We start from the raw sequence: 17,013 nt of genomic DNA on the forward strand, positions 1-17,013 counted from the left end.
CCGGGCGTTTGCCGCTTTCAGACCCCGCGGGTTTCGCCGTGAGGCAGTAACAGGTAACAAGACATGGCAAAAGAATACAGCCGTACCCAACGTATCGGCGATCAGATGCAGCGTGAGCTGGCACAGCTGATCCGTCGTGAAGTCAAAGACCCGCGCGTCGGCCTGGTCACCATTACCGCTGTTGAAGTCAGCCGTGACGTCGGTCACGCCAAGATCTTCATCACCGTGATGGGCCAGGACAACGCCGAGGACATCGCGCAAAGCATCAAGGTGCTCAACTCCGCCGCCGGTTTCCTGCGCATGCAGTTGGCCCGCGAAATGAAGTTGCGCAGCGTTCCGCAGTTGCACTTCCACTACGACGAAAGCGTCGTGCGTGGCGCGCACCTGTCGGCCCTGATCGAGCGTGCGGTGGCTGAAGACAGTCAGCGCCCGGTAGCCGCTGAACCCGAAGACGCCAAGGAGTAATCGGTGGCTCAGGTCAAACGCATCCGTCGTAACGTCAGTGGCATCATTCTGCTCGACAAACCGCTGGGGTTTACCTCCAACGCCGCGTTGCAGAAGGTTCGCTGGCTGCTGAACGCCGAGAAGGCCGGGCACACCGGCAGTCTCGATCCGCTGGCCACCGGCGTGTTGCCGTTGTGCTTCGGCGAGGCCACCAAGTTCTCGCAATACCTGCTCGATTCCGATAAAGCCTATGAAACCCTGGCGCAACTGGGCAAGACCACCACCACGGCCGATGCCGAAGGTGAAGTTTTGCTGGAGCGTCCGGTGACCGTTGGTCGCGCCGATGTCGAAGCGGTACTGCCGAAATTTCGTGGGCAAATCAGTCAGATACCGCCCATGTACTCGGCGCTCAAGCGTGATGGCCAGCCGCTGTACAAGCTGGCCCGGGCAGGTGAGGTAGTGGAGCGCGAACCGCGTTCTGTTACTATTGCGCGCTTGGAATTACTGGCTTTTGAAGGTGATACTGCGCGGCTTGCAGTGGATTGCACCAAAGGCACCTATATCCGCACCCTGGTGGAGGATATCGGTGAGCAACTCGGCTGTGGCGCTTACGTTGCTGAATTGCGACGTACCCAGGCCGGGCCTTTCACGCTGGCGCAGACTGTCACACTGGAAGAGCTGGAAGCCGTGCATGCCGAAGGCGGCAACGAAGCGGTCGACCGCTTCCTGATGCCATCGGACAGTGGCTTGCTGGATTGGCCGCTATTGCAGTTCTCGGAGCACAGCTCGTTCTACTGGCTTAACGGCCAACCGGTACGGGCCCCGGATGCACCGAAGTTCGGCATGGTACGCGTACAGGATCACAACGGTCGCTTCATCGGTATCGGTGAAGTGAGCGAAGACGGGCGCATCGCGCCGCGTCGACTGATTCGGTCAGAATGACCGGACGAGGGTGGCTGTCAACAGGCACGGTCACTACTCATTTTTAGATACAGGGATTTGTCCCTGGCCTGTTGAAACTGTTTTTCTGAAACAGTTTCCTGATAAAAGGATTGCCTCATGGCTCTCGACGTTCAAGAAAAAGCTCAAATCGTAGCTGACTACCAGCAAGCTGTTGGTGACACTGGTTCGCCAGAAGTGCAAGTTGCACTGCTGACCCACAACATCAACAAGCTGCAAGGTCACTTCAAGGCCAACGGTAAAGATCACCACTCCCGTCGTGGTCTGATCCGCATGGTAAACCAGCGTCGCAAGCTGCTGGACTACCTGAAAGGCAAGGATCTGGGTCGCTATCAGACTCTGATCGGTCGCCTGGGTCTGCGTCGCTAATAAGCGATTGCGCTAGAGGTTGGTTGTTTGCTGTGTGTCAGCGGGTTTCCCGCCGGCACATGGCAGGCTCCCAGCCTCAAGTTTTATCTGGATACACGTTTTACCCTGGACAGGCGTTGGGCCGATTCCCGACATTGCCCAAGAATTTCGCAAGAAGACAAGTTCCCCAAGAGCCACAAAGAAGGTAGGACACCGTGAACCCGGTAATCAAAAAATTCCAGTTCGGTCAGTCGACCGTTACCCTCGAGACTGGCCGTATCGCCCGTCAGGCCTCCGGCGCAGTATTGGTCACCGTTGACGACGACGTCAGCGTATTGGTGACCGTCGTTGGTGCCAAGCAAGCCGATCCAGGCAAGGGCTTCTTCCCTCTGTCCGTTCACTACCAGGAAAAGACTTACGCTGCCGGTAAGATCCCTGGCGGTTTCTTCAAGCGTGAAGGCCGTCCTTCCGAGAAAGAAACCCTGACTTCCCGACTGATCGACCGTCCGATCCGTCCGCTGTTCCCTGAAGGCTTCATGAACGAAGTGCAGGTTGTCTGCACCGTCGTTTCCACCAGCAAGAAGACCGATCCGGACATCGCTGCGATGATCGGTACCTCGGCTGCGCTGGCCATCTCCGGCATTCCTTTCGATGGCCCGATCGGCGCTGCCCGCGTTGCGTTCCACGAAAGCACCGGCTACCTGCTGAACCCGACTTACGAACAACTGAAAGCATCGAGCCTGGACATGGTCGTTGCCGGTACGTCGGATGCCGTGCTGATGGTTGAATCGGAAGCCAAAGAGCTGACCGAAGACCAGATGCTGGGCGCGGTACTGTTTGCTCAAGACGAATTCCAGGTTGTGATCAACGCTGTTAAAGAACTGGCTGCCGAAGCTGCCAAGCCAACCTGGGCCTGGGCTCCACAACCAGAAGCTACCGCTCTGCTGGGCGCTATCCGTGCCGAGTTCGGCGACGCGATCTCCCAGGCTTACACCATCACCATCAAGGCCGACCGTTACGCTCGTCTGGGCGAACTGAAAGACCAAGTGGTTGCCAAGCTGTCCGGTGAAGAAGGTCAGCCTTCCTCCAGCGAAGTCAAAGCTGCTTTCGGCGAAATCGAATACCGCACCGTTCGCGAAAACATCGTTAACGGCAAGCCACGTATCGACGGCCGCGACACCAAGACCGTACGTCCTTTGAACATCGAGGTCGGTGTTCTGCCAAAGACCCACGGTTCGGCGCTGTTTACCCGTGGCGAAACCCAGGCCCTGGTTGTTGCAACACTGGGCACCGCCCGTGACGCACAGCTGCTGGACACCCTGGAAGGCGAGAAAAAAGACCCGTTCATGCTGCACTACAACTTCCCTCCGTTCTCGGTCGGTGAGTGTGGTCGCATGGGTGGCGCCGGTCGTCGCGAAATCGGTCACGGCCGTCTGGCCCGTCGTTCGATCCAGGCCATGCTGCCGGCTGCCGACGTGTTCCCGTACACCATCCGTGTTGTGTCGGAAATCACCGAGTCCAACGGTTCGAGCTCCATGGCTTCGGTCTGCGGCGCCTCCCTGGCTCTGATGGACGCTGGCGTTCCAATGAAGGCACCGGTTGCCGGTATCGCCATGGGTCTGGTTAAAGAAGGCGAGAAATTCGCCGTCCTGACCGACATCCTGGGTGACGAAGATCACCTGGGCGACATGGACTTCAAAGTAGCCGGTACCGCCAAAGGCGTGACCGCGCTGCAGATGGACATCAAGATCAAAGGCATCACCGAAGAAATCATGGAAATCGCTCTGGGCCAAGCCCTGGAAGCGCGCCAGAACATCCTCGGCCAGATGAACCAGATCATTGCTCAGTCCCGTACCGAGCTGTCGGAAAACGCTCCGACCATGATCGCGATGAAAATCGACACCGACAAAATCCGTGATGTCATCGGTAAAGGCGGCGCGACCATTCGTGCGATCTGTGAAGAGACCAAGGCTTCGATCGACATCGAAGACGACGGCTCGATCAAGATCTTCGGCGAAACCAAGGAAGCGGCTGAAGCGGCACGTCAGCGCGTTCTGGGCATCACCGCTGAAGCCGAGATCGGCAAGATCTACGTCGGCAAGGTTGAGCGCATCGTCGACTTCGGCGCATTCGTCAACATCCTGCCTGGCAAGGACGGTCTGGTTCACATCTCGATGCTGAGCGACGCTCGCGTTGAGAAAGTGACCGACATCCTCAAAGAAGGCCAGGAAGTGGAAGTGCTGGTACTGGACGTGGACAACCGCGGCCGTATCAAGCTGTCCATCAAAGACGTGGCAGCGGCCAAGGCTTCGGGCGTTTAATCACTCCCCACGCCTGACCGTTCCAACGTTGTAGAAATGCCCCGCAGTGAAAGCTGCGGGGCATTTTTTTGCGCTGTAGAAAAAGATCAAAAGATCGCAGCCTGCGGCAGAGCGTGCGCGTTCAATGCAGGAGCTGCCGCAGGCTGCGATCTTTTGATTTTAACGGTGTGTTAAGTTGCCTGACTCCATGGTCAGTGCTAGGTTTAGCCGACCGCCCGTGTAGCTCAGCCGGTAGAGCAGCGCACTCGTAACGCGAAGGTCGCAGGTTCGATTCCTGTCTCGGGCACCAGCGACACTTTGTTTTCAGATGATCCCGAATGGTTCTGAAGGCCAGATAAACCGGGTTTACGCGGTTTTTTGCGTCAGAGAGATCCTTGATGATCCAGATCCATCTTCCATTCCCCAAGATCAGAGAGAACGACATGACCGTTAAAGAATTGACTCAAGAAGCCCGTCACGCAGAAGCGCTGAAAAAGTACTTGCTGGAATCCCCCCAGCTAGCCGAAGAGATCAAGGACTTGCCCGCCGACGATCAGAAAGACCAGATCCAGTGGGCGTTCGAGGATGAAGCGGAATCCCAAGGCTTGCAGCCTTGGGAGCTGACGCTCAAGTACACCTCAAGCCCTGAAGAGTTCGAGGCTGCGCGCCTGGTGCTGCACAAGGAGGCGGCCGAGGTCCTGGGCGTCGAATGGGAAGAGTACTGCGAGATGAATAATCTGGTGGTCTGACAGATCAACGCAAGACCTGTGGGAGCGGGCTTGCTCGCGAAGAGGCCGGCACATCCAACATTGATGTTGCCTGACACGACGCCTTCGCGAGCAAGCCCGCTCCCACATGTGCAGTGCGTTTTTGAGTCAGAGACTGAGCCGCATCGACAGATCGACAGCCTTCACATCCTTGGTCATCGCGCCGATCGAAATGTAATCCACCCCGGTCTGCGCAATCGGCAGCAACGTGCTTTCGTTGATACCGCCGCTGGCCTCCAGCTTTGCCTTGCCGCCGTTCAGGCGCACCGCTTCGCGCATGTCATCCAGGCTCAACTCATCGAGCATGATGATATCCGCACCGGCTGCCAGAGCCTCTTTGAGCTCATCCAGGCTTTCCACTTCGATCTCCACTGGTTTGCCCGGTGCAATCTTGTGCGCGGCGTTGATGGCCTCAGGGATGCCCCCGCAGGCGGCAATATGGTTTTCCTTGATCAGGAACGCGTCATACAGGCCAATGCGGTGATTGTGGCAACCGCCGCAGGTCACGGCGTACTTCTGGGCCAGGCGCAGCCCAGGCAGGGTCTTGCGGGTGTCGAGCAGTTTGACTTGAGTTTGGGCAACGAAATCCGCCAGGTCCTGCGCACGGGTGGCAACCCCCGAAAGCAATTGCAGGAAGTTCAACGCGCTGCGTTCGCCGGTCAGCAGCGAGCGTGCCGGGCCTTCGAGATGGAACAGTGCCTGATTGGGCTTCACCCGTTCGCCATCGCGCACTTGCCAATGCACTGCAACCCGTGGGTCCAGTTGCAGGAAAACCGCATCGACCCACGCGGTGCCGGCGATGACGGCGGCGTCGCGAGTGATGATGGTGGCTTTGGCCAGCCGTTCGGCCGGGATCAGCTGTGCGGTGATGTCGCCGCTGCCGATGTCTTCGCGCAACGCACGGCGCACGTTGGCTTCGATTTCGGCGGTCAGATCGGCGAGACGTAGATTCGGCATAACGGACTCCACAAACAAAGTGGTTCGATTATAGGGCCATGGCGGGGAGCAACCCAAGGCATCGGCGTCTTCCGATCACTCGAAACCTGCATTCGGTCGATTCGCCGGATCAATCAACACTCGCAAGTGATCGCGCCCCGAGGGTCTATCGCGGCATACTGGGCGCCAACACAGTCGTCGTTGAAGGAATCTGTATGCAGTTGGACCCCGCGAGCGGTTGGTGCCAGGGCGTGCGTTTATGCCCCTCGCCCAACTTCAATGCGCGCCCCCCAGGCGAAATTTCCCTGCTGGTGATCCACAACATCAGCCTGCCGCCTGCACAGTTCGCCACCGGCAAGGTGCAGGAATTTTTCCAGAATCGTCTGGATGTCACGGAGCATCCCTACTTTGCAGGGATCGCCGACCTGCGGGTGTCTGCGCACTTCTTGATCGAACGTGACGGCGCTGTCACTCAGTTTGTCTCTTGTCTTGAGCGCGCCTGGCACGCCGGCGTCTCGTGTTTTGAAGGTCGGGAAACCTGTAACGATTTTTCCGTGGGCATCGAGCTCGAAGGCACGGATGATCTGCCATTCACCGACGCGCAATATGACGCGTTGACGGCCCTGACCCGGCAGCTGCAAAGCACCTTCACGGCCATCACCGCACAGCGCATCTGCGGGCATAGCGACATCGCCCCCGGTCGCAAAACCGATCCGGGGCCGGCGTTCGACTGGGCACGCTATCGTGCCGCTCTGGATAAAGAGGAACAACAATGAGTTTTCTGGTGTTGCTGTTGGCGGTCTGGATCGAGAAATTCTCGGCCCTGCGCCATCGGGTCCAACGTGATGGCGGTTGGGTGCGCGAGCTGAACAAGCTTGAGGTCAGCGGGCGTCTGGTCAATCGGCCATGGCTGATATTGGTGGTGCTGGTACTGCTGCCGGTGGCGCTGCTGGGCTTGCTGTTGCTGGTGCTGGAGCCGGTGGCCTATGGTCTGCTGGCATTGCCGGTGCATTTGCTGGTGGTGATCTACAGCCTGGGTCGCGGCGACCTGCTGGCCGGCCTCGGCCCGTTTCGCGATGCCTGGCGTCGGGAAGACCTGCAGGCCGCCGCCCATGTGGCGGAGCGCGATCTGAATATCTGCGCCGACAGCGCCTACCAATTGCTGGAACGAGTACAAGGGCATCTTTTGTGGGAGGCCTACCAGAGCTTCTTTGCGGTGATTTTCTGGTATTTCCTGCTGGGGCCGGTCGCCGCCTTGAGCTATCGACTGCTGGCGCTGGCCGAAGAGCACGGGCAGAACCCGGCGGTGGTCGAGCGCGCGGCACAACTGCGTCACGCGTTCGATTGGGTGCCGGTGCGGTTGCTGGCGGCGAGTTTTGCAATGGTCGGCAACTTTGTCGCGGTCAGCCGGGTGATGTTGCACGAGCTGTTGAACTGGAACATCAGCGCCGCCCGGTTGATCGAGAAGGTCGGACTGGTGGCGGGTGAAATTCCGGCGCCGGTGGTCGGACCGGATGGCATCAACAGCCTTGACCGGATCTGGGAACTGCTGCTGCGCGCGGCGGTGCTCTGGTATGCGGGGTTTGCGTTGTGGACCGTCCTGCCGTAGCTCTGGTGCGCACCGGACCGAGAATGCCAGCCGTGCGTTGTCGGCCCAGGTGGTGGAGTTGAAGCAGCTGATCAGTCCGTTCCGCGTTCAATGACACACCGCGGACAATGTGGGAGCGGGCTTGCTCGCGAAAGCGGTCTGTCATTCAAAGTAGATGTTGGATGTGAGTCCGTCTTCGCGAGCAAGCCCGCTCCCACAGGTGTTGTGTGAATCAGCGAGTTACCAGTTGAACAACTCGCAGGCATTGGCAGTGCTGGCGGCCGCCAACTGTTCAGGGCTGATCGCCATGATCCCGGCCAGCGCCTCGCAAATCGCCGGCAAATGCGCCGGGCTGTTGCGTTGACCGGGGAACATGGCGGGCGCCATGTCCGGTGAGTCGGTTTCCAATACCACCGAGTCCAGCGGCAGTTCGGCGAGGACACGGTGCATACGCAATGCCTGTGGCCAGGTCGCGGCGCCGCCGAGACCGAGTTTGAAACCGAGCTTGATGTACTCGCGGGCTTCTTCCTTGCTGCCAGCGAAGGCGTGGATGATCCCCGCGCGTTTCAACTTGAACCGTTTGAGCGTGGCAATCACCGCTGCGTGGCTGCGCCGGACATGGATCAGCGCTGGCAGATTGAAGTCCTTGCCCAGCCCAAGCTGTGCCTCGAACAGCACCTGCTGACGCTCACGGTCGAGGGTCTCGATGAAGTAATCCAGGCCGATCTCACCCACCGCGCACAACTGCCGATGACCGGCCAGCCGAGTCAGCCAGTCGCCGAGTTCCGCCAGGTCTTCGGGGCGGTGATCATCCAGATACACCGGGTGCAAGCCGAACGCCGCATGCAGGTCGGGATCGCTTTGCACCAGATCCCAGACCCGCTGCCAATTGTCCTGATAAACCCCCAACACCACCATCCGCCGCACACCGAGGGCGCGGCTCTCGGCCAGCAGCGCCTGACGGTCCTCGTCGAAGTCCGGAAAATCCAGGTGAGTGTGGCTGTCGATCAGCTCCACGATTCAGTCCTGACGAATACGCTGCTTGAACGTCCGGGCGATGGCCTGCACGCCGGGTTGATAATCAGACTGCTCGATGGCGGCCAGCGCCAGCGCCAGGGCCTTGTCGGCAATCAGTTGATGCTGTTGGGCCATGGCATTGACCGGCAAGGGCAGGAAGTCCAGCAACTGCGTGTCGCCAAAGGTGCCGAGGCGCAGCGGGCGGGATTTCAGCGGGAAGTCATGCAAGGCATCGAACACGCCCTGAAGCAGCACATAGGACGTGGTGACCAGCGCATCCGGCAAATGGCCCAGGCGCTGGAGCAATTCCTCCATCAATTGTTTGCCGCACTCGCGGCTGAACGATTCGCCGTGTTCGATCAGGATTTCGCCTTCGAACCCGGCCAACGCCTGTTTGAAACCGGCCGCCCGCTCCTGGCTGATGCTCAGTTCCGGACGGGCACCGATCAGCGCGATCTGCTTGGGCAACGGTTCAAGCAGACTGCGCGTGAGTTGCAGGCTGGCCTCGCGGTCGTCGCTGATCACCGAGCAGAAATGCTCAGGTTCCATCACCCGGTCGATGGCGATGATCGGAATGCCTTTGGCTTGCAACTGACGGTAACTGTCATCGCCGGCCGGCAGGCAGCTGGCGACGATCAGTGCATCGCAGCGTCTGGCGCGGAACAGTTGCAGCAACTGCCGTTCGCTGTCCGGCGCATCGTCGGAGCTGGCGATCAACAACTGATAGCCGCGCGCCCGGGCGCCTTGTTCCAGCAGTTTGGCGATCCGTGCGTAACTGGGGTTTTCCAGGTCCGGCAGAATGAAGCCCAGGGTGCGAGTGTGCCGACTGCGTAATCCGGCGGCCTGGGGGTTGGGGGTGAAGCCATGTTGTTCGACGACCGCGCGCACGCGTTCGACGGTGGCACTGCTGATGCGTTGCTGTTCGGCCTTGCCATTGATGACATAACTGGCGGTGGTGACGGACACACCGGCCAACTGTGCAATATCACTGAGTTTCAACCCGGTATTTCCTTGTTTTTTCGAGCTTGCCTCGACATTTTCGCCAATCCTACCCGATTCGGCAGACGACCATCGCCTCGACGCATCCGACAATTGGACTTCAAGGATGAGACATTATCGAGTAACGTGCCAAACATTCTAGATTAATCGTTTCAGCAAGCGTATTTTCTACGTTTGAGGCGCCCTTGGCCGATTCTGCCGCGAAACTGCCGAGCTGCTCCTGAAAAGGGGCTATCAAGCGCCTAAACTGGAATCATTCAAAACAATACCTGGCGCCAACAGACGCCAAAAAGGAGAAAGCATGCTCGAGCTCACCATAGAGCAGATTTCCATGGGCCAGTCGGCTGTGGATAAGTGCGCAGCGTTGCATTTGCTGGCCCGGCACCTGGTCGCCGATGGCCTGGTGGACGAGGGTTATCTCGCCGGTTTGCAGGCGCGTGAAGCCCAGGGCTCGACTTTTCTCGGTCAAGGTATTGCCATCCCCCACGGTACTCCGGAAACCCGCGATCAGGTGTTTTCCACCGGGGTGCGGCTGATGCAATTTCCCGAGGGCGTGGACTGGGGCGACGGACAGATCGTCTACCTGGCGATCGGCATTGCTGCCAAATCCGACGAACACCTGCGCCTGTTGCAACTGCTGACCCGTGCCCTCGGCGAGACCGACCTGGGCCAGGCACTGCGCCGCGCCAGTTCCGCCGAAGCCTTGTTGAAGCTGCTGCAAGGCGCGCCGCAAGAGCTGGCGCTGGATGCGCAGATGATCGGGCTCGGAGTGTCTGCCGATGATTTCGAAGAGCTGGTCTGGCGCGGTGCGCGTTTATTGCGTCAGGCCGACTGCGTGAGCAACGGTTTCTCCGCGGTGCTGCAACAGGTCGACGCGTTGCCGCTGGGCGATGGCTTGTGGTGGTTGCACAGTGAGCAAACGGTCAAGCGTCCGGGCCTGGCCTTCGTCACCCCGGACAAACCGATGCGCTATCTCGGCCAGCCGTTGAGTGGTCTGTTCTGCCTGGCCAGCCTTGGTGAAGCCCATCAAGCGTTGCTGGAGCGGCTTTGTGCATTGTTGATCGAAGGTCGTGGCCATGAACTGGGCCGCGCCACCAGTAGCCGCAAAGTGCTCGAAGTGTTGGGTGGCGAAGTTCCGGCGGACTGGCCGAGCGCGCGCATCGCCCTGGCGAACGCCCATGGATTGCATGCGCGCCCGGCGAAAATCCTCGCGCAACTGGCGAAAAGCTTCGAAGGCGAAATTCGCGTGCGCATCGTCGATGGCCAGGACAGCGCGGTGTCGGTGAAGAGCTTGAGCAAGCTGCTCAGCCTCGGCGCCCGGCGCGGTCAGGTCCTGGAATTCATTGCCGAGCCAAGCGTTGCCGCCGATGCCTTGCCGGCGTTGCTGGCGGCTATCGAAGAAGGCCTCGGTGAAGAGGTCGAGCCGCTGCCGGCCGTAAGCCAACAGCGCGAAGTGCTCACCGAGATCGCCGAAGTGGTGCTCGCGCCAGCGTCCGGCAGCCTGGTTCAGGCCATCGCCGCGGCACCGGGTATCGCCATCGGTCCGGCGCATATTCAAGTGCTGCAAACCATTGATTACCCACTGCGCGGAGAATCCGCCGCCATCGAGCGCGAGCGTCTCCAGCAGGCGCTGACTGATGTGCGTGGCGACATCGAAGGCCTGATCGAACGCAGCAAATCCAAGGCGATCCGCGAGATCTTCATCACCCACCAGGAAATGCTCGACGACCCGGAATTGACCGATGAAGTCGACACCCGTCTCAAGCAAGGCGAAAGCGCCGAAGCGGCGTGGATGGCGGTGATTGAAGCGGCTGCCAAACAGCAGGAATCGCTGCAGGACGCCTTGCTCGCCGAACGTGCCGCCGACTTGCGCGATATCGGTCGTCGGGTGCTGGCGCAACTCTGTGGTGTCGAAACACCGAGCGAACCCGAGCAACCGTACATTCTGGTGATGGATGAAGTCGGTCCGTCGGACGTCGCCCGTCTCGACCCGACTCGCGTAGCCGGCATCCTCACCGCCCGTGGTGGTGCCACCGCTCACAGCGCAATCGTTGCCCGGGCATTGGGTATTCCAGCATTGGTTGGCGCGGGTGCGGCGGTGTTGCTTATCGCGCCGGGCACGCCGTTGCTGCTCGATGGGCAACGCGGTCGCCTGCATGTGGACGCCGACGCCTCAACCTTGCAGCGCGCCATTGAAGAACGTGACACCCGCGAGCAACGCCTGAAGGCGGCCGCCGAACGACGCCATCAACCGGCATTGACCACCGACGGCCACGCCGTGGAAGTATTCGCCAACATCGGCGAAAGCGCCGGCGTCATCAGCGCGGTGGAGCAGGGCGCCGAAGGCATTGGCCTGCTGCGCACCGAACTGATTTTCATGGCCCATTCCCAAGCGCCGGATGAAGCGACCCAGGAAGTCGAATACCGTCGTGTGCTCGATGGCTTGGCCGGTCGGCCGCTGGTGGTGCGCACCCTTGATGTCGGTGGCGACAAACCGTTGCCGTATTGGCCGATCGCCAAAGAGGAAAACCCGTTCCTGGGCGTGCGCGGCATTCGCCTGACCCTGCAACGCCCGCATATCATGGAAGCGCAATTGCGCGCCTTGCTCCGTGCGGCCGACAACCGTCCGCTGCGCATCATGTTCCCGATGGTCGGTAGCGTCGATGAGTGGCGTCAGGCGCGGGACATGACCGAACGGCTGCGCCTGGAAATCCCGGTGGCCGATCTGCAATTGGGGATCATGATCGAAGTGCCGTCGGCGGCCTTGCTGGCGCCGGTGCTGGCCAAGGAAGTCGACTTCTTCAGCGTCGGCACCAACGACCTGACCCAATACACCCTGGCCATCGACCGTGGTCATCCAACCTTGTCGGCCCAGGCTGACGGCTTGCACCCGGCGGTGCTGCAACTGATCGACATCACCGTGCGGGCGGCCCATGCCCATGGCAAGTGGGTCGGCGTGTGCGGCGAGCTGGCGGCCGATCCACTGGCGGTGCCGGTGCTGGTCGGACTGGGTGTGGATGAGCTCAGCGTATCGGGCCGCAGCATTGCCGAGGTCAAGGCGCGCATCCGCGAACTCAGCCTGACCCAGACCCAAACCCTCGCCCAACAGGCCCTGGCCGTGGGCAGCGCGAATGAAGTGCGCGCATTAGTGGAGGCCCTGTAATGGCCAAGATCTTGACCCTGACCCTCAATCCGGCGCTGGACCTCACCGTCCAGTTGCCGCGCCTGGAACCCGGCGAGGTGAATCGTAGCGACGAGATGCACACCCATGCCGCCGGCAAGGGCGTGAACGTGGCGCAGGTGCTGGCGGATCTCGGGCATCAGCTCACGGTCAGCGGTTTCCTCGGCGAAGACAATCCCCAGGCGTTTGAAACCTTGTTCGCCAAGCGCGGTTTTGTCGACGCCTTCATTCGCGTCCCCGGCGAAACCCGCAGCAACATCAAGCTGGCGGAAAGCGACGGGCGTATCACCGACATCAATGGTCCCGGCCCCCTGGTCAGTGAAGCGGCGCAACAGGCATTGCTCGATCGACTGGATCAACTGGCTCCCGGGCATGATGCGGTCGTCGTTGCCGGCAGTCTGCCCCAAGGCATCAGCCCCGAGTGGCTGCAGGCGTTGATTGTGCGGTTGAACAACCTCGGGCTGAACGTGGCGCTGGACACCAGCGGTGAAGCCTTGCGGGCCGCGCTCAAGGCCGGACCGTGGTTGATCAAACCCAACACCGAAGAGCTGGCCGACGTGCTGGGCTGCGAAGTGGTTTCGGTCACTGCCCAGGCCGAAGCCGCGAGCCGCTTGCATGCTCAAGGCATCGAGCACGTAGTGATCTCCCACGGTGCCGACGGGGTGAACTGGTTCAGTGTCGGCTCGGCGATGCACGCCACGCCGCCCCAGGTCAGTGTCGCCAGCACCGTGGGTGCAGGTGATTCGTTGCTGGCCGGCATGCTCCACGGTTTACTCAGCGCCGACACCCCTGAACAGACCCTGCGCACCGCCACGGCGATTGCCGCGATGGCGGTCACCCAGATCGGTTTCGGCATCGGCGACGTCGCGCAGTTGGCGCGGCTCGAACAGGGTGTGCGCATACGCCCCCTGACAGAACAATAAGAGGGTTTGACATGAAGTTAGCCATTGTTACGGCCTGCCCGAACGGCATGGTCACCAGTGTGCTGTGCGCCCGGCTGCTCGATGCCGCGGCCCAGCGTCAGGGCTGGAGCACCAGCGTCGAAGTCATCGATGCAGCGCATCCGGAACGTCAGTTGTCGGCGGCCACGATCGAAGCCGCCGAGTGGGTCCTGCTGGTGACCAGCGCGCCGGTGGACATGTCGCGATTCGTCGGCAAGCGGGTGTTCCAGAGCACGCCGGCCCAGGCCCTGCAGGATGTCGAAGCCGTGCTGCGCCGCGGCGCTGAAGAAGCCCGGGTTTACGTCGCCCCGCAAGCGGTTGCCGAGCCTGCGGCTGTCGTTAAAAACGCCCCGCGATTGGTCGCAGTGACCGCTTGCCCGACCGGCGTCGCGCACACCTTCATGGCGGCCGAAGCCTTGCAGCAGGCAGCCAAGCGCCTGGGTTACGACCTGCAAGTGGAAACCCAGGGTTCGGTCGGCGCGCGCAATCCGTTGAGCGCTGATGCCATTGCCGATGCCGATGTGGTGTTGCTGGCGGCGGACATCGAGGTCGCCACCGAGCGGTTCGCCGGCAAGAAGATTTACCGTTGCGGCACCGGCATTGCCCTCAAGCAAGCCGAAGCGACGCTGAACAAGGCGCTGGCCGAAGGCAAGCAGGAAACGGCTGCCAGCGGCGGCAAAGGTCCGGCCAAGCAAGAGAAGACCGGCGTCTATAAACACCTGCTGACCGGGGTGTCGTTCATGCTGCCGATGGTGGTGGCGGGCGGCCTGATGATCGCCTTGTCGTTCGTGTTCGGCATCACCGCGTTCAAGGAGGAGGGCACGCTCGCGGCCGCCCTGATGCAGATCGGTGGCGAGACCGCGTTCAAGCTGATGGTGCCGTTGCTGGCGGGTTATATCGCCTACTCGATTGCCGACCGTCCCGGCCTGGCGCCGGGGATGATCGGCGGTCTGCTGGCCAGCACCCTGGGTGCCGGTTTCATCGGCGGGATCATTGCCGGCTTCATCGCCGGTTATGCCGCGCAGGCGATCAATCGCTATGCACGATTGCCGCAAAGTCTCGAAGCGCTGAAGCCGATCCTGATCATCCCGTTGCTGGCGAGTCTGTTCACCGGTCTGGTGATGATCTACGTGGTGGGCAAACCGGTGGCCGGGATGCTCACCGGGCTCACCCACTTCCTGGACAGCATGGGCACCACCAACGCGATCCTGCTCGGTGTGTTGCTCGGCGGCATGATGTGCGTCGACCTCGGCGGACCGATCAACAAGGCCGCTTACGCCTTCTCGGTGGGGCTGCTGGCGTCGCAGAGTTATGCACCGATGGCCGCGACCATGGCCGCCGGCATGGTGCCACCGATCGGTCTCGGTATCGCCACGTTCATCGCCCGGCGCAAGTTTGCCCAGACTGAACGCGAGGCCGGTAAAGCGGCGTTGGTGCTGGGGTTGTGCTTCATCTCAGAAGGCGCGATTCCCTTTGCCGCCAAGGACCCGCTGCGGGTGATCCCGGCGAGCATTGCCGGTGGTGCGCTGACCGGTGCGTTGTCGATGTATTTCGGCTGCAAACTGATGGCGCCCCATGGTGGGTTGTTCGTGCTGGCGATTCCAAATGCGATCAATCATGCCTTGTTGTATCTGCTGGCGATCGTGGCCGGGAGTCTGCTGACGGCGGTGGCGTATGCGCTGCTCAAGCGGCCGGAAGTGGTGGAGATGGCCATACAACCCGTCAACGCCTGACACCCACCCTTGTGGGAGCGGGCTTGCTCGCGAAGGCGGCCTGTCAGTGAAGTGGATGTTGACTGACACGACGCCTTCGCGAGCAAGCCCGCTCCCACAAGGGGATCTGTGGTGTTGGCAGGTTTTTGTGTCATGCCCGGGTCACACGGCCATGCTTTAGTTTTCCTTTTCCAGGGAGAACCCCCATGAGCGAATTCGACCTCGGTCGCCGTCGTGTCATGCAAGCCGTCGGCGCCGGACTGCTCCTTCCCGGCCTGGCGCCGGCGGTGATCGCCTCGGTCAAGGACCGTCCACAACTCACCGATGGCGTGCAGTCCGGCGACCTGCTGGGCGACCGGGCGATGGTCTGGAGCCGCAGCGACCGTCCGGCGCGGATGGTGGTGGAGTGGGACACCCGCAGCCTGTTCAGCAACCCCCGTCGCTTCGTCTCGCCATTGGCCGATGCCCGCACCGATTTCACCGCCCGGGTCGAACTCAGCGGCCTGCCCGCCGACCAGGCGATTTTCTATCGGGTGTATTTTGAAGACGCCCAGAGCGGTGTCGCCAGCGAACCCTGGTTCGGTCACCTGCGTAGCGTGCCTCAGGCCCGCCGCGACATCCGCTTCGTCTGGAGTGGCGACACGGTCGGCCAGGGGTTCGGCATCAACCCGGACATCGGCGGGATGCGCATCTATGAAGCCATGCGTTTGCGTCTGCCGGACTTCTTTATCCACAGTGGCGACACCATCTATGCCGACGGCCCGGTGCCGGCGCAGCTTATTACTGAGAGTGGCCGCGTGTGGCGCAATCTCACCAGCGAAGCCAAGAGCAAAGTCGCCGAGACCTTAGGCGACTATCGCGGCAATTACCGCTACAACCTGATGGACGAAAACGTCCGTCGCTTCAACGCCGAGGTGCCGCAGATCTGGCAATGGGACGACCACGAAGTGGTGAACAACTGGTCGCCGGGCAAGCAGCTGGATGGGCGTTACACGAACAAGGATATCCACAGCCTGGTGAGTCACGGGCGCCAGGCCTGGCTCGACTATGCGCCGATGCGATGGCAGGGCGCTGATGGCGGTGGGCGGATTTATCGCAAGCTCGGTTACGGTCCGTTGCTCGATGTCTTCGTACTCGACATGCGCAGTTATCGGGGGGCGAACGACGACAACCTTGGCGCCGCCAACCCCTTCCTTGGACGTGAACAACTGGATTGGCTCAAGCGTGAGTTGAAAGCTTCCAGTGCCCAGTGGAAAGTCATTGCCGCCGACATGCCGATCGGCCTTGGAGTATCTGACGGTGAAGTCAGCCCAGGCGTGGCACGCTGGGAAGCCGTGGCCAACGGCGATCCGGGACCGGCCCAGGGGCGCGAACTGGAAATTGCCGAGCTGCTGGGTTTCCTGCGAGCGCAGCAGGTGCGCAATTTCGTCTGGCTGACGGCGGATGTGCATTACTGCGCGGCCCATCACTATCACCCGGATCGCGCGGCGTTTCAGGACTTCGAGCCATTCTGGGAGTTTGTCGCCGGGCCGTTGAATGCGGGGAGCTTCGGCCCGGAGCCGCTGGATAAAACCTTTGGCCCTGAAGTGGTGTTCGAGAAGGCGCCGCCGACGCAGAACGCTTCACCCTTTGCCGGTTTTCAGTTTTTTTGGCGAGGTGAATATCGATGGGCAGACGGGGGAGATGAAGGTGGTGTTGCGGGATCTGGATGGGGTGGGTGTATTTGAGCAGAAGCTGGAGCCAGTCTGAATGCAACCATCATTGGCAGGCGACCCCGGATCCCTGTGGGAGCGGGCTTGCTCGCGAAAGCGGTAGGTCAG

Annotated in this window: 13 protein-coding genes, 1 tRNA gene and 1 pseudogene; 12 read left to right on the plus strand and 3 right to left on the minus strand. The window is 61.2% G+C overall.

All coding sequences use genetic code 11. The features are described from left to right. Positions 1–63 precede the first annotated feature (63 nt). The 6 genes from rbfA (at position 64) to F8N80_RS22010 (ending at position 4,801) form a co-directional block, all read left to right on the plus strand. Positions 64–465 (plus strand): 30S ribosome-binding factor RbfA, encoded by a 402-nt coding sequence (gene rbfA, locus F8N80_RS21985; protein ID WP_045060039.1) that lies wholly within the window; start codon positions 64–66, stop codon positions 463–465. A 3-nt stretch (positions 466–468) separates the two neighbouring features. Then, entirely contained in the window at positions 469–1,386 is a 918-nt protein-coding gene (gene truB, locus F8N80_RS21990; protein ID WP_150745457.1) for a tRNA pseudouridine(55) synthase TruB, read from the plus strand. Between the two features lie 117 nt (positions 1,387–1,503). After that, entirely contained in the window at positions 1,504–1,773 is a 270-nt protein-coding gene (rpsO, locus tag F8N80_RS21995; protein ID WP_003177875.1) for a 30S ribosomal protein S15, read from the plus strand. 194 nt (positions 1,774–1,967) lie between these two features. Next, positions 1,968–4,073, plus strand: coding sequence for a polyribonucleotide nucleotidyltransferase (gene pnp / locus F8N80_RS22000; RefSeq protein WP_095129497.1), 2,106 nt, complete (start codon positions 1,968–1,970; stop codon positions 4,071–4,073). Positions 4,074–4,286: 213 nt separating this feature from the next. Continuing rightward, positions 4,287–4,362, plus strand: a tRNA-Thr gene (locus tag F8N80_RS22005). Between the two features lie 133 nt (positions 4,363–4,495). Then, the gene (locus tag F8N80_RS22010) at positions 4,496–4,801 is read left to right on the plus strand and encodes a DUF6388 family protein (RefSeq protein WP_150745458.1); all 306 of its coding nucleotides are present in this window, start codon (positions 4,496–4,498) and stop codon (positions 4,799–4,801) included. A 126-nt stretch (positions 4,802–4,927) separates the two neighbouring features. Here the strand turns inward: F8N80_RS22010 and nadC are convergent, their stop codons facing one another. After that, entirely contained in the window at positions 4,928–5,776 is an 849-nt protein-coding gene (nadC, locus tag F8N80_RS22015; RefSeq protein WP_150745459.1) for a carboxylating nicotinate-nucleotide diphosphorylase, read from the minus strand. 194 nt (positions 5,777–5,970) lie between these two features. Here nadC and ampD point away from each other — a divergent pair, with 194 nt between their 5' ends. Together ampD and ampE are read left to right on the plus strand one after the other, a co-directional pair. Further along, entirely contained in the window at positions 5,971–6,531 is a 561-nt protein-coding gene (gene ampD, locus F8N80_RS22020) for a 1,6-anhydro-N-acetylmuramyl-L-alanine amidase AmpD (RefSeq protein ID WP_150745460.1), read from the plus strand. Beyond that, positions 6,528–7,364 (plus strand): regulatory signaling modulator protein AmpE, encoded by an 837-nt coding sequence (gene ampE, locus F8N80_RS22025; protein ID WP_150745461.1) that lies wholly within the window; start codon positions 6,528–6,530, stop codon positions 7,362–7,364. Before ampD ends, ampE begins: the two co-directional genes overlap by 4 nt. Before the next feature lie 219 nt (positions 7,365–7,583). Here ampE and F8N80_RS22030 read toward each other — a convergent pair whose 3' ends face one another. Then, the gene (locus F8N80_RS22030; protein WP_150745462.1) at positions 7,584–8,360 is read right to left on the minus strand and encodes a TatD family hydrolase; all 777 of its coding nucleotides are present in this window, start codon (positions 8,358–8,360) and stop codon (positions 7,584–7,586) included. Between the two features lie 3 nt (positions 8,361–8,363). Continuing rightward, positions 8,364–9,359 (minus strand): catabolite repressor/activator, encoded by a 996-nt coding sequence (cra, locus tag F8N80_RS22035; RefSeq protein ID WP_150745463.1) that lies wholly within the window; start codon positions 9,357–9,359, stop codon positions 8,364–8,366. Positions 9,360–9,660: 301 nt separating this feature from the next. Here cra and ptsP point away from each other — a divergent pair, with 301 nt between their 5' ends. The 4 genes and pseudogenes from ptsP (at position 9,661) to F8N80_RS22055 (ending at position 16,942) form a co-directional block, all read left to right on the plus strand. Continuing rightward, complete coding sequence (gene ptsP, locus F8N80_RS22040; protein ID WP_150784693.1) at positions 9,661–12,522, plus strand: phosphoenolpyruvate--protein phosphotransferase; 2,862 nt, start codon at positions 9,661–9,663, stop codon at positions 12,520–12,522. After that, positions 12,522–13,463: a 1-phosphofructokinase gene (pfkB, locus tag F8N80_RS22045; RefSeq protein WP_150745465.1), complete on the plus strand. Its 942-nt coding sequence runs from the start codon at positions 12,522–12,524 to the stop codon at positions 13,461–13,463. The genes ptsP and pfkB overlap by 1 nt, the downstream gene beginning before the upstream one ends. Positions 13,464–13,474: 11 nt before the next feature. Next, on the plus strand, positions 13,475–15,214 hold the full coding sequence (locus F8N80_RS22050; RefSeq protein ID WP_150745466.1) for a PTS fructose-like transporter subunit IIB: 1,740 nt from the start codon (positions 13,475–13,477) through the stop codon (positions 15,212–15,214). Positions 15,215–15,399: 185 nt separating this feature from the next. Then, positions 15,400–16,942: pseudogene (locus F8N80_RS22055) on the plus strand (alkaline phosphatase D family protein). The last annotated feature ends 71 nt before the right edge of the window (positions 16,943–17,013 follow it).

It is taken from the genome of Pseudomonas fluorescens (genome assembly GCF_902497995.1).
Classification (GTDB): domain Bacteria; phylum Pseudomonadota; class Gammaproteobacteria; order Pseudomonadales; family Pseudomonadaceae; genus Aquipseudomonas; species Aquipseudomonas fluorescens_BK.